Origin of the sequence: Eubacterium ramulus (genome assembly GCF_045002895.1) — a bacterium.
In the GTDB taxonomy this organism is placed as follows: domain Bacteria; phylum Bacillota; class Clostridia; order Lachnospirales; family Lachnospiraceae; genus Eubacterium_I; species Eubacterium_I ramulus.
In genome coordinates, this window is record NZ_CP173382.1 from 88,132 (window position 1) to 100,335 (window position 12,204).

Sequence of the window (12,204 nt, forward strand, 5' to 3'; positions counted from 1 at the left end):
TCACGTGCGTTCGACTTGAATTTGTATAATTACAGATATCCTCCATCGAAGGATATGATCTGTCCGGTGAGGTAGGATGGAGCATCGATGAGCTGCTGCACAAAGTCTGCCACCTCAGATGGTGCCGCAAATCTTCCGGCAGGGATTTCATTTTCCAGTTCTGACCGTTCTTCCGCATCGAAACAGGCATTCATACGGGTATCGATGACACCGCAGGCGATGGCATTTACCTGGATATTGCTTGGGGCAAGTTCCTTGGCCAGTGCCTGTGTGAACAGGTTCAGTCCTCCTTTGCTGGCGGAGTAAGCCACTTCACAGGAAGCACCGGAGCATCCCCATATGGATGAAATATTGATGATCTTTCCCTGCTTGCGGGTGATCATATCCGGGATTGCGTATTTACTGCAGGAAAAAGCCGAAGTTAGATTGGTGTTCAGTACCTGATTCCATTCCTCGATGCTCATATCCTGGAGCAGGCCGATATGGGAAATACCGGCGTTGTTGATCAGAATATCGATGCTTTCACCCAGAGCACAGATTTCTTCAAACATGGCATGTACCTGTTTATGATCTGAGACATCATAAAAAAGCGGGGTACATGGAACATGATATGTTTCTGACAGTTTGACCGCATACTCATATAAGGTTTCCTTAGAAGAGCGGCAGTTTAAAAAGAGCCGCATACCGCAGGCGGCAAGTTTTTCGGCAATGGCTTTCCCGATTCCGTGGGAAGCACCGGTGATCAATATTGTTTTCATAAAAACCCCTTTGTTAAAAAAATAATCGTATCGATTTTTTATGATTTTGATGCCAGTTTATCATAGAAACAGTCGAATGTAAAATCATGGATGAAAAACTGTGCATCTCTGCAATTCTGTGAAAGCTGTATCAGTGGACATTAGAAAATAATTAATGAATCAATACAAATGAGAGGTTATGATGTGCAAGTGAACGGTAGGTGCGCAAACGTTAAAATGATATAATTAGTCAAAAAACAGGGGGATTTTGTAATGGAGTGTTATGAAATAGGTTCAGTGGTGCGATCTGCGCGGATTCGGCATGGAATGACGCAGGAGGATCTGGCTTTTGGCATTTGTGCAGTGAGTACATTGTCGAAGATTGAGCGAGGTATTTGCAGTCCGAAAATCGGAACTTTTGAGGCTTTGATGGAGCGGATGGGAGAACTTCCGGGGCGTTGTATTCTGCTTGTGGGGGAACAGGAATTGCAGCGTCAGCGAATACAGGAAGAAATTGCACTGGCAATCCGGCTTGGGAATCGTATGCATCTGGTGCAGCAGCTGGAGTTGTACCGGGAACTTTCCGGGGATAATAACCGGCAGGAACAACAGTGGCTCAGTCTGGGAGAAACAGTACTTCACTGGTGGTCTGGCGGGGAAGCTGTTAATATTGAACAAGTGTTGCAGCGCATATTGGAGATGAGCGGAATGCCGTTGGCAGATGAGGAGAGCGGATGTCAGGCAGTCGGAAGCTACACAGCATGCGAGATACTGATCCGGCAGCTTCTGGTTGCCTGTCGGAGCGGACTGCGGGAGTTTGACGGAGATATCTTACAGCTTCGCAGGCTGTTGGAGTATCTGACTGCCGCTGATCTGAATCTGAGGTGGCAGAAACAGGCGTATATTTCAGTCTGTTATCAGCTTGCGGATCTCAGTTTCCTGAGCGGAGAATACCCCGGTTCTATCAGATATTGCAGGGATGCATTGATTCTTTGTGTGCAGACGGGAGAATTTCGTTATGCTCCAATGCTGCTGTCCCTGTTGGCCTCCGGCATGACAAAACGCGGGGATACAAAAAGAGCAGGAGAGGCAAAAGCCTTTGCCTGTGTGATTGATAAAATGTTAGCAGAACAGAGCTGTCTGCTGAAGTTTATAGAAGGAATATTATAGTAGTTTGTAGTTATGTTCCATAGCATAACTGGAAAATCAGAAAAAATTATAATATTTTATATTTGCGGCATTCACAAATAAAAAAAATGTGCTAAACTAAGAAGAAGTGCAATGGCGCAGATACGGTTCTGGGCAGTTGCCTTCAGATATAGAAAAATAATATTAAGGAGATTAATATAGTATGAATATTGTAGTTTTAGCTGGTGGACTCAGCACGGAGCGGGATGTTTCACTGAATACAGGAACAATGGTAAGTAAGGCATTGCGTTCCAAAGGACATAACGTTATCATGCTGGATGTTTTTATGGGATATCATGAGGAAGAGGAAGATATCACGGATATTTTTAATCATACAGAAGAAGCAAGTGCAGATGTTGCGCAGATTCCGGGTGAAGCACCGGATATTGCACAGGTAAAAGCAATGCGAAAAGATCAGTCAGCATGTTTCTTCGGACCGAATGTAATTAAAATCTGTCAGGCAGCAGATATTGTATTTATGGCACTGCATGGAGAAAACGGAGAGAACGGCAAGATACAGGCAGCCTTTGATCTGTTTGGTATCCAGTATACAGGCAGCCGTTATCTGGGAAGTGCCCTTGCCATGGATAAAGGAATTTCAAAAAAAATGTTTGAGGCAGCTGGTATTCCGACACCGCACGGTATTGCAATGAGTAAAACACAGCGTCATACTCCGTTTTCAGAGACCGGGTTAACACTTCCGTGTGTTGTAAAACCATGCTGTGGCGGCTCCAGTATCGGTGTTACGATTGTCCGTACTGCAGATGAATATGAAGCTGCACTGGATGAGGCTTTTAAATATGAAGACAATATCGTGATCGAGAGTTATATCTGTGGACGTGAATTTTCCGTAGGTGTCATCGATATGCAGGCACTTCCGGTTATTGAAATCGCTCCGGTAGAAGGCTTTTATGATTTCAAAAACAAATACAAAGCAGGAAGTGCGGTAGAGACCTGTCCGGCAGATCTGCCGGAAGAAGTAGCAAAGGAAATGCAGAAACATGCAGTGGCAGTCTGCCGTGAACTTGGTCTGGATTCCTATGCGCGGATGGATTTCCTGTTGAATGAGAACAATGAGATGTTCTGCCTGGAAGCAAACACACTGCCGGGGATGACAGCTACCAGCCTGCTTCCGCAGGAGGCAGCCGTGATTGGCATCAAGTATGAAGATCTGTGCGAACGATTGATTCAGATTTCACAGGAAAAATACGGAGGAAAACATGAATAATCATACATTACAGCAGATGACACTGGAAAATATCGCACGAGCATGCGGCGGTACTTATGTGGGAGAGGATACCCTGCGTGGCAGTGAAATCACCGGCGCAGTCATTGACAGTCGTCAGGTGGAACCGGGCTATCTGTATATCCCGATCCGCGGCGAGCGTGTGGACGGTCACCGTTTTATCCCTGATGTATTTGAAAAAGGCGCGCTGGCAGTTTTGTCTGAGGAACCGTTGGAAAATCCGGCAGGACCGTACATTCTGGTAGCATCCAGCGAGCAGGCGTTAAAGGATATTGCAGAATTTTATCGCTCCACGCTTGCAATCAAAATTATCGGGATTACGGGAAGTGTTGGAAAAACAAGTACAAAAGAGATGATTTCTGCTGTTTTGGAACAGAAATATAATGTCCTGAAGACAGAAGGAAACTTTAATAATGAAATCGGACTGCCGTTGACAATTCTGCGCATCCGCAGAGAGCATGAAGCAGCTGTTGTTGAGATGGGTATTTCCGAGTTTGGCGAGATGCATCGGATCGCTAAAGTAGCAAAACCGGACATCTGCGTTATGACAAATATCGGTCAGTGTCATCTGGAAAATCTCATCGATCGTGACGGTGTGCTCCGGGCGAAATCAGAGATTTTTGATTTCCTGAAACCGGACGGACATATCGTGCTGAACGGAAATGACGATAAACTCATTACGGTCTCCGAGGCACATGGTGTGAAACCGATTTTCTATCATGTAGAAGACGGAACCGCACCGGCAGCGGATATTACATATGAAGTGACAGCTGACGAAATCGAGAACAAAGGATTGCGTGGATTGAATGCAGTATTGCATTTTCCGGAAGAAGATTGTCAGATCCATGAACCGATTCCTGGAGTACACAATGTATATAATGCCTGTGCGGCAGCCTGTGTGGGACGCATCATGGGACTTACAAATGAGGAAATCTGCGAGGGTATCAGTCATGCAAAAACCATTGCCGGACGTACAAATCTAATTACGGTGGGAGAACTGCTGGTTATTGATGACTGCTATAATGCAAATCCGGTATCCATGAAGGCATCTCTGGATGTGCTGGCTCAGGCAGACGGTCGTAAGATTGCGGTCCTTGGAGATATGGGTGAGTTGGGTGAAAATGAGTGTGAAATGCACTATGAAGTTGGAAAATATGCAGCAAATCAGGGGGTTGACGTTTTATTCTGCTGCGGAACACTCAGCGAGGAACTGGCAAAAGGGGCACAGCGCGGACATACACAGGTCATGTATTTCAAAACGCTGGATAAGATGATGCTTGCACTGGTGCCTTACCTGAGAAATGGAGACACCGTTCTGGTAAAAGCATCCCACTTTATGGAATTTTCCAAGGTAGTGGAGGCAATTTGTAAAGCCTGGGAGGAATAAGATAAAAAAGAGCCGGAAGCTTATAAGCTTCCGGCTTTTTCATGGTCCAGCATTTCCTGAATGATATTCTGTGTATAACGTCCCAGAGCACGTTTTTCTTCTTTTGGCAGTTCGTTTGGATAAACCGGCGTACCATACTGAATCGTGACATGGGTTGGTTTTACAAATGGTATGTGATCCTTAATGATGTCACGTGTGTGTGTGATCGCCATTGGAATGATTGGACATCCGGCCTTTTCAGCGATTTTCAGACTGCCTTCTTTAAATGGTGCCATTTCATCGCTGTCTCCGCGGGTGCCTTCCGGTAAAATGCAGATGGAAACGCCCTGTTTGACATATTCGATAGCCTGCAGAATGGTTTTCAGGCTGGCTTTCATGTCATCACGTTTCAGAAACAAGCAGTAAAGTCGTTTCATCCAGATGTTCAGCAGCGGCACTTTTTCCAGTGAATCTTTGGCAATGTAGCCTGTCAGATTTTCGCAGAGTGCATACGTAATAATGATGTCAAAATAGCTGTTGTGGTTTGCCACATACAGCACCGGTGTATCTTTCGGAACGTTTTCCTGACCGATAATAGTCAGTTTAACGCCACAGATCCGGTAGATGACCCGAAATGCCCACTGTACCATCCGCAGACTGCTGATATCACGCAGATGCGGGTTCTTTTTTCCAATCAGCCATTCCACAAATAAAACCGGAATACCGAGAATCAGATAGCATACAGCGAACAAAACGGCGAGAATTGTTCGTAACATAATATTTCCTCCAGATGTTAAATTCAAAAATACTTATCTAGTATAACAGATAGTTTTTCATAAATCCATGCATATTTTTTATTTTCATAAATACAATAGACTAAGAACGTATGTGGGGCAGCAGATGAATAAAAAAAAGAGGATGGTGGCGTATAGAAAAGGAAATACAGAGCAATTAGATGCAAAACGACGAAAATGGAGTGTATTTGTGCTTTTTTCGGCAATTTTTATATGTCTGGTCAGTACAGGCATTGGTGGATGTGGATGGAAGAAGACCGGAGTAGAGAAACTGCGGGATCTGGATTATACCGTGGTGGGAGAAGCGGAATTGCCAGAGGAACTGAAGACAGAAATTGAGGCACGAAAAGCAGAGGATTTTAAAATGACATATCTGCTTGATGATGCGCTGTATATCGTGCATGGTTTCGGAATGCAGGAGACCGGAGGTTACAGCATACAGGTGCAGGCATTGTATCTGGCAGAAAATGCAATTTATTTTGAGACGGATCTTATCGGACCGGAAAATGGTGCCAAAGTGGAAAAATGTGTCAGCTATCCGTATATTGTGGTAAAGACGGAGAGACTGACAGAAAATGTAGTATTCGAATAGGAAATGGGAGTGGATGTAAGTATGGAGCTGAGAACAGAAAAAGTCTATACAGAAGAGAAAAAAGGACCGGCAACAACACAGCTGACGTTTGATGAGACGTATCATCTGCCGGACTATCTGCCGGATTTTTTCTCTGTGATCCTGAGCCGGGGGCAGATTCGTATGGATGAGACAAAATGCAGTCAGGGGCATGTGCAGGTACAGGGGACGCTGCAGTTTCGGGTGCTGTACCGAACCGGGCAGAATGAATGGAATATCTGTAGTCTGGAGGGAGAAATTCCATTTCATGAGATGATGACGCTGGACGAAGCAAAGGAATTTGACATGGCGCAGACAGAAGCCATCCTGGAAGATCTGACGGTGCGTATGATAAATGCAAGAAAACTGAATATCCGTGCACTGGTGGAGATAAAAGTATGGGCGCGGGAACGAGTGGAACTGAATATTCCGGTGGCGATTGATAGCGAGTATCCTCTGGAAGAATTACATAATACGGAAGTATATCTGGAACTCTGCTATCGGGGCACGGAAAGGTGGAAACTGAAAGAGGAAGTGCGACTGCCTTCCAACAAGCCAAATATCCGCCAGTTGCTCTGGCAGCAGCATCAGCTGCTTGGCAGGGAAATACGGGTAAATCAGGGAAATGTGCAGGTGCAGGGAGAAATCCAGATTTTTTTGCTCTATCTTGGAATGGAAGAAGACCGGCTGCAGTGGCTGGAATTGAGGGTTCCCTATCAGTATGAGCTGGATGTGGCAGAGGCAGAGAGCGATATGATTCCCTGTGTGTCCGGGCAGGAACCGGTGATGATCTGCCGGGTGCAGGAGGATACAGACGGGGAGGAACGGATGCTTTTGCTGGAGGCAGATACGCCTGTGGAATTGCGGCTTTACCGGGAAGTGAAACGGGAGCAGCTTGTTGATGCCTATTCACTGGAGAGACAGTTGCAGCTGCAGACAAAGCAGGTGAAATTTCCGCAGCTTTATATGAAGAATAGTGCAAGGTGCCGGGTGAATGACAGTATTGAAATAGAAAAACAGGAAGCAGAGATTCTGCAGCTTGGTGCAGGTTTCGGCACTGTGGAAGCGGAACACTGGGAAGTTACAGAGCAGGGCATTCATGTGGAAGGAACGGTGTGGGTCAGTATTCTGTATCTGACCAGTTCAGATGCGGCTCCGGTAGGAGCTGCGGAAGGTCTGGTGCCATTCCAGTATGATGTAGAGATACCGGAGATGAAGTCCTTTTATCAGATAGAACTGCAGACGGGTCTTGCACATCTGTCATTTCTGATGAAGAGTGGAACGGAGCTGGAAGTACAGGCCGTGGTGGATATAGAGACGTTGATCACAAAGGAAAAACAGTCTGAACTGATCACCGGAACAGAGGATAGGGAGTATGATATAAACTGGCTGAATCACATTCCCGGTATCGCAGGTATCAGACTGCAGAAGCCGGATGATCTGTGGAATATTGCCAAGAAATTCCATACGACGGTACAGGATATCAAAACAGTCAATGAACTGTCAGAAGAGAAAAGGACAGATGGAATGAAACTTTTGGTTGTGAAAAAATAACGGATAAATATTACAAAAATATTACAAAACAGTATGAAATATTTCTAAAATGGTGTTCTTTCGGTTGAAATTGTGACAGAGAGGTGTTATAATCCATAAGGAAACGAAAAAAGGAACACTTACGAAGGAGTATTTCAATATATGAAGAAGAAATTAATTGCAATGGGATTGGTTGTTGTTCTTGCGATTTCCGGTACACAGATGGCAGGTGCAACCACTCTTTCAAAGGCAAAAAACCAGAAAAATCAGGCACAGAGTAATTTGAATTCTGTAAACAGTCAGATTGACAGCATTAAGAGCCAGCAGTCAGCACTGCAGTCTCAGATTAATCAGGTAGATTCTGAGCTGGTACAGGTATTAGTAGATTTAGATGTTGTAGCCGGCGAGATTGAGAACAAGAAAGTAGAACTGGCACAGGCAGAGGCAGATTTAGAAACTGCAAAAGCAAAAGAAGCTGAGCAGTACGGTTCCATGAAAGAAAGAATTCGTTATATGTATGAAAATGGTGACAGTTCTTTCCTGGATGCACTGGTAGGTGCACAGAACTTTGCAGATGTATTGAACAAAGTAGAGAATTTCTCAAAAGTATATGATTATGATCGTAACCTTCTGGTTGAGTATCAGAATACCAAGACAGAAGTTGCTAATCTTGTGGCTCAGGTAGAAGAAGAGAAACAGGAGTTGGAAGAAAATCAGGCTACATATCAGGAACAGCAGCAGCAGTTAGAGACGCTGAAAGCTGAGAAGAGCAGCCAGATGGACAATTTCGACAGCAAGCTGGCAGAGGCACAGTCACTGGCCGCACAGTATAAGCAGACCATTGACCAGCAGAATGCAATCATTGCACAGGAACTGGCAGCAGCACAGACTGTCAGAGTGACTGCAGGTGCATCCAGTGTGTCAAATAATTCTTCTGCTGCATCAAGCAACAAAAAGCACAATACAACAAGTTCTAATTCCGGAAGTGCAAGTACAGGATCCGGATCCGGTTCTGCAGTTGTAAATTATGCATGTCAGTTTGTTGGAAATCCATATGTATGGGGTGGAACCAGTCTGACAAATGGTGCTGACTGTTCTGGATTTATTATGAGTGTATATGCACACTTTGGTGTGTCCTTACCGCATTCTTCTTCCGCAATGAGAGGTGTAGGACGTGAGGTATCTGTATCCGACATGCAGCCGGGTGATATCGTATGTTACAGTGGACACGTTGCTATTTACATGGGTGGTGGACAGATTGTTCATGCAAGTTCCCCATCTACCGGTATTAAGATTTCCGGCAATGTACATTACAAAACAATCTTAACAGTAAGAAGAATTTTCTAGTTTAAGTATTGAAATATGAAAATCAAAAATCCCGATGCGCATTGAGATAACAATGTGCATCGGGATTTTTTTAAAACATCTTTAAAAAAGTTTATTTGCAAAGTTCAGCAACTACCTGGTTGATAACTTTACCGTCTGCTTTTCCTTTTAATTCAGCCATGACAGCTTTCATGATCTGACCTTTGTTTTTTGTGGCAAGGACATCAGCGAAACGTTCTGTCAGAATTATTTTAACTTCTTCTGCAGACAGAAGCTTTGGTGCATATTCATTGATGATGTCATAGCGTGCCTGATATTCATCTTTCAGATCTGTCCGGTCTGCCGGGCAGGTGTCTACCTGTTCTTTGACACTCTTTAATTCTTTTAAGATGACACGGTCAACCAGTTCCGGTTTGATATCATCCCGACATCCTTCATCGATAGCCACTTTTTTGACTGCGGATACAAGAGAAGAGATAGCATCTTTGCGGACTTTGTCTTTTGCCTTCATTGCTGCAATCATGTCTTTTTGTAATGTCTGTAATTCCATAATGATAGTACCTCCTGAAATTAAATATGGATTCTGCTAAGCAGTTTGTTGATGTAGTATTGTTTGATATGGTAATAATGCTTTCGGATACAGTCCTGGGCAATCTGTACATCTTTTTCTTTTATAGCTGCCAGAATCGCAGAGTGTTCTGCGAAAGACTGGCTGGCACGCTCTGTGTCATCCAGAATGGTGGAGATGAACAGCATCTGCTGACAGTCTAGCTGGTCATAAATTGTTTCCAGGCGTTTGTTTCCGGCATAACCGATCAGAAGTTCATGGAATTTCTGATCCCATCGGGTACATTGGAATATATCATGTTCGTTTAATGATTTTTCCATGTTCCGGAGTGCTATTTCCATGGCATCAACTGCCAGATCATTGTACTTATTTAGAAATGCTGCTACGGCATATACCTGCAGCAGTTCAATCAGATCATACACTTCCAGAATGTCTTCCGTAGTAAAAGATGCCACTACGGTTCCTTTGCCAGGAACGAAAGACAGCAGACCTTCGTGTGTCAGTTGCTGAAGGGCGTTGCGGATCGGAGAGCGGCTGACATGGTAAATATCGCATAATTTGCGTTCCACCATAACGGTTCCTTCCGGATATGTATTATTCAGTATGTCCTGTTTTATCTGTTGATAAGCCTGCTGCTGTTTATTTTCAGCAGGCTGATTGAGTGCATCATATTTGCTGATTTCCTGATTTGACATTTACCTTCTCCTGTTTTGAAAAAATTAAGAATGTTTGGGGCATTCCTGATAATCCCTTTCTGTAAATGCTGGAAAGATCTTATCCTGATTGATAACCACTGGTATGCCGTGGCATACGAATGGTGTGTATCGCTTTGTTATGTAAAAAGTATAGCAAAAAACGAATTGGATGTAAAGAAACCTTTTTTTTTATTAAAAATTGTGCTAAGATATAAAAAGTATGGCGAATTAAAGCGTTGACGTGAAAAAGAACAGGGGATTTGGAGGATATAGATTATGATATCAAAAAGATTAAGAGGATCACTGGATTCATCTATTTGCATCCGTGATATTTTTGAAGAAGGTAAAAAAATGGCTGCGATTTACGGCTCGGAGAATATATTTAATTTTACCATTGGCAATCCGAGCGTAGAGCCTCCGGCGGCAGTGAATGAGGCGATGAAAGAAATTCTGGATACAGAAAAACCGCTGGCACTGCATGGTTATCCGGCAAATGTGGGACATCCGGAAGTGCGCAGACATATCGCAAATTATTTAAATGGAAAATATGACTGTCACTATACCGAGCAGGGAATTATCATGACTAGTGGCGCAGCAGCAGCGATTGTAGTTATTGCAAATTCTTTGCTGGATAACGGAGACGAGGTGGTTACGTTTGCACCATATTTCTGGGAGTATAAAAGCTATGTGGAGACGCTGTATGGTAAACTTGTGCCGGCATTATGTAATATGGAGACATTGCAGCCGGACCCGGAAACTTTTGAAGCTGCATTGTCACCAAAAACCAGGTTTGTACTGATTAATACACCGAATAATCCAACAGGGGCAGTATATACAGAAGAGTCTATCCGTATGGTAACAGATATTCTGAAGAAAAAGCAGGAGGAGTATGGTCATCCAATCTATCTGGTTTCCGATGAACCGTACCGGAAGCTGGCATATGATATTGAAGTGCCATATCTGACTCATTACTACGAGAATACCATCGTGGTATATTCTTACAGCAAAGCATTGTCTATTCCGGGTGAACGTATCGGCTATATCGCAATGGAATCCTGTGTGCAGGATTATGAAGATCTGATTGCAGGAATGACAGCCTCCATGCGTTATCTTGGCTATGTCAATGCACCGTCTCTTCAGCAGAAAATGCTGCTGAAATGTGTGGATGCATCCGTGGACATCAGCATTTATCAGGAAACAAGGGACATTCTGTATCATGCACTGACCGAGATTGGATATACTTGTATTCATCCGGATGGAGCATTTTATCTTTTTCTAAAAGCACTGGAAGAGGATGATACGAAGTTTTGTGAGCGTGCAAAAGAAGAAAAAATTCTTATGGCACCGGGTACCGCTTTTTATGGACCGGGCTGGGTACGTGTCTCTTATTGTGTACCGGCTGATGTTGCAAAAAGAAGTGTGCCGGCATTTAAAAAATTATATGACAAATACCAGAAATAAAGGTGAAAGGTGAAGACAAAACCAGTTTCTGACTGGTAGCTGAACAGTATTGTTTTTTCAATATCAGCGTGCATCGGAAGGTATTCTGATAAGAGAAAGAAACAGCGGGGCAAATAAAAGATGGATATAGCGATTTATTATCAGAAGTGGAATGCGAAGGAGAAAAATTCTCATACACTTCTAGAGCAGGCAGTTCGTCGGTACGCACGGGAGAATGCACTACTGCTTCCGGAAACACTGATACTGGCATCTGCAGAGCAGAAGAAAAAACCCAGGTTTCAAAATGCGGAAAGCATTCATTTTTCCATATCCCATAGCGGAGATTGGTGGAGCTGTGCCGTCAGCACTGAAGAAGTCGGGTTGGATATCCAGCAGGAACGACATTGCCGGGCGGAACGTCTGGCCAGACGTTTTTATCATCCACTGGAAGTAGCATGGCTGGAAAAAAACGGATATTCGCATTTTTGCAAACTATGGGCATACAAAGAAAGTTATGTAAAATATACAGGTGTCGGACTGATACAGGGAATGGACTATTTCTCTGTCATAAGTCCGTCAGGTATTCTGACGGGAGCAGCGGATGTCTGCCAACAGTTGGTGGCTTTTCAGCAAGACTGCCATATGGTGGTCACAGCGGAACATAGGCAGGCTTTTTCTCTGCAGCCACTTGAAGGCTGAGA

12 protein-coding genes are annotated in these 12,204 nt (G+C 44.0%); 8 read left to right on the top strand and 4 right to left on the bottom strand.

All coding sequences use genetic code 11. The features are described from left to right. Positions 1–29 precede the first annotated feature (29 nt). Positions 30–758, bottom strand: coding sequence for an elongation factor P 5-aminopentanone reductase (ymfI, locus tag ACIRUQ_RS00450; protein WP_021739311.1), 729 nt, complete (start codon positions 756–758; stop codon positions 30–32). A gap of 252 nt (positions 759–1,010) precedes the next feature. On the opposite strand from ymfI, the gene ACIRUQ_RS00455 reads away from it, so the two are divergent. The 3 genes from ACIRUQ_RS00455 to murF all read left to right on the top strand — a co-directional run bounded on the left by ACIRUQ_RS00455 (position 1,011) and on the right by murF (position 4,558). After that, positions 1,011–1,907 (top strand): helix-turn-helix domain-containing protein, encoded by an 897-nt coding sequence (locus ACIRUQ_RS00455; protein WP_055290173.1) that lies wholly within the window; start codon positions 1,011–1,013, stop codon positions 1,905–1,907. A 181-nt stretch (positions 1,908–2,088) separates the two neighbouring features. After that, the gene (locus ACIRUQ_RS00460) at positions 2,089–3,153 is read left to right on the top strand and encodes a D-alanine--D-alanine ligase (protein ID WP_022036664.1); all 1,065 of its coding nucleotides are present in this window, start codon (positions 2,089–2,091) and stop codon (positions 3,151–3,153) included. After that, the gene (gene murF / locus ACIRUQ_RS00465; protein WP_022036663.1) at positions 3,146–4,558 is read left to right on the top strand and encodes a UDP-N-acetylmuramoyl-tripeptide--D-alanyl-D-alanine ligase; all 1,413 of its coding nucleotides are present in this window, start codon (positions 3,146–3,148) and stop codon (positions 4,556–4,558) included. Before ACIRUQ_RS00460 ends, murF begins: the two co-directional genes overlap by 8 nt. A 20-nt stretch (positions 4,559–4,578) precedes the next feature. Here the strand turns inward: murF and ACIRUQ_RS00470 are convergent, their stop codons facing one another. Further along, positions 4,579–5,313: a lysophospholipid acyltransferase family protein gene (locus tag ACIRUQ_RS00470; RefSeq protein WP_404856512.1), complete on the bottom strand. Its 735-nt coding sequence runs from the start codon at positions 5,311–5,313 to the stop codon at positions 4,579–4,581. 124 nt (positions 5,314–5,437) lie between these two features. Between ACIRUQ_RS00470 and ACIRUQ_RS00475 the strand changes: the two genes are divergently transcribed. From ACIRUQ_RS00475 to ACIRUQ_RS00485, 3 genes are all read left to right on the top strand, one after another. Continuing rightward, positions 5,438–5,923 carry a protease complex subunit PrcB family protein gene (locus ACIRUQ_RS00475; protein WP_242853599.1) on the top strand — a complete coding sequence of 162 codons (486 nt, stop codon included), beginning with the start codon at positions 5,438–5,440 and terminating at the stop codon, positions 5,921–5,923. Between the two features lie 21 nt (positions 5,924–5,944). Continuing rightward, the gene (locus ACIRUQ_RS00480; protein WP_172679884.1) at positions 5,945–7,495 is read left to right on the top strand and encodes an SPOCS domain-containing protein; all 1,551 of its coding nucleotides are present in this window, start codon (positions 5,945–5,947) and stop codon (positions 7,493–7,495) included. Positions 7,496–7,636: 141 nt separating this feature from the next. Beyond that, complete coding sequence (locus ACIRUQ_RS00485) at positions 7,637–8,821, top strand: NlpC/P60 family protein (RefSeq protein ID WP_055290171.1); 1,185 nt, start codon at positions 7,637–7,639, stop codon at positions 8,819–8,821. A gap of 91 nt (positions 8,822–8,912) precedes the next feature. Here the strand turns inward: ACIRUQ_RS00485 and ACIRUQ_RS00490 are convergent, their stop codons facing one another. Then, on the bottom strand, positions 8,913–9,350 hold the full coding sequence (locus ACIRUQ_RS00490) for a GatB/YqeY domain-containing protein (RefSeq protein ID WP_021739303.1): 438 nt from the start codon (positions 9,348–9,350) through the stop codon (positions 8,913–8,915). 20 nt (positions 9,351–9,370) lie between these two features. Further along, a complete protein-coding gene (locus ACIRUQ_RS00495) occupies positions 9,371–10,063 on the bottom strand; it encodes a GntR family transcriptional regulator (protein WP_022036659.1) in 693 nt (230 codons plus the stop codon). 276 nt (positions 10,064–10,339) lie between these two features. Between ACIRUQ_RS00495 and ACIRUQ_RS00500 the strand changes: the two genes are divergently transcribed. Then, positions 10,340–11,524 (top strand): pyridoxal phosphate-dependent aminotransferase, encoded by a 1,185-nt coding sequence (locus ACIRUQ_RS00500; RefSeq protein ID WP_021739300.1) that lies wholly within the window; start codon positions 10,340–10,342, stop codon positions 11,522–11,524. 120 nt (positions 11,525–11,644) lie between these two features. Continuing rightward, positions 11,645–12,202 (top strand): 4'-phosphopantetheinyl transferase superfamily protein, encoded by a 558-nt coding sequence (locus ACIRUQ_RS00505; RefSeq protein ID WP_055290170.1) that lies wholly within the window; start codon positions 11,645–11,647, stop codon positions 12,200–12,202. The last annotated feature ends 2 nt before the right edge of the window (positions 12,203–12,204 follow it).

Excerpts from the sequence above, each read along its gene's own strand:
- ymfI (WP_021739311.1), bottom strand. The coding sequence starts at position 758 with ATGAAAACAATATTGATCACCGGTGCTTCCCACGGAATCGGGAAAGCC.
- ACIRUQ_RS00455 (WP_055290173.1), top strand. The coding sequence starts at position 1,011 with ATGGAGTGTTATGAAATAGGTTCAGTGGTGCGATCTGCGCGGATTCGG.
- ACIRUQ_RS00460 (WP_022036664.1), top strand. The coding sequence starts at position 2,089 with ATGAATATTGTAGTTTTAGCTGGTGGACTCAGCACGGAGCGGGATGTT.
- murF (WP_022036663.1), top strand. The coding sequence starts at position 3,146 with ATGAATAATCATACATTACAGCAGATGACACTGGAAAATATCGCACGA.
- ACIRUQ_RS00470 (WP_404856512.1), bottom strand. The coding sequence starts at position 5,313 with ATGTTACGAACAATTCTCGCCGTTTTGTTCGCTGTATGCTATCTGATT.
- ACIRUQ_RS00475 (WP_242853599.1), top strand. The coding sequence starts at position 5,438 with ATGAATAAAAAAAAGAGGATGGTGGCGTATAGAAAAGGAAATACAGAG.
- ACIRUQ_RS00480 (WP_172679884.1), top strand. The coding sequence starts at position 5,945 with ATGGAGCTGAGAACAGAAAAAGTCTATACAGAAGAGAAAAAAGGACCG.
- ACIRUQ_RS00485 (WP_055290171.1), top strand. The coding sequence starts at position 7,637 with ATGAAGAAGAAATTAATTGCAATGGGATTGGTTGTTGTTCTTGCGATT.
- ACIRUQ_RS00490 (WP_021739303.1), bottom strand. The coding sequence starts at position 9,350 with ATGGAATTACAGACATTACAAAAAGACATGATTGCAGCAATGAAGGCA.
- ACIRUQ_RS00495 (WP_022036659.1), bottom strand. The coding sequence starts at position 10,063 with ATGTCAAATCAGGAAATCAGCAAATATGATGCACTCAATCAGCCTGCT.
- ACIRUQ_RS00500 (WP_021739300.1), top strand. The coding sequence starts at position 10,340 with ATGATATCAAAAAGATTAAGAGGATCACTGGATTCATCTATTTGCATC.
- ACIRUQ_RS00505 (WP_055290170.1), top strand. The coding sequence starts at position 11,645 with ATGGATATAGCGATTTATTATCAGAAGTGGAATGCGAAGGAGAAAAAT.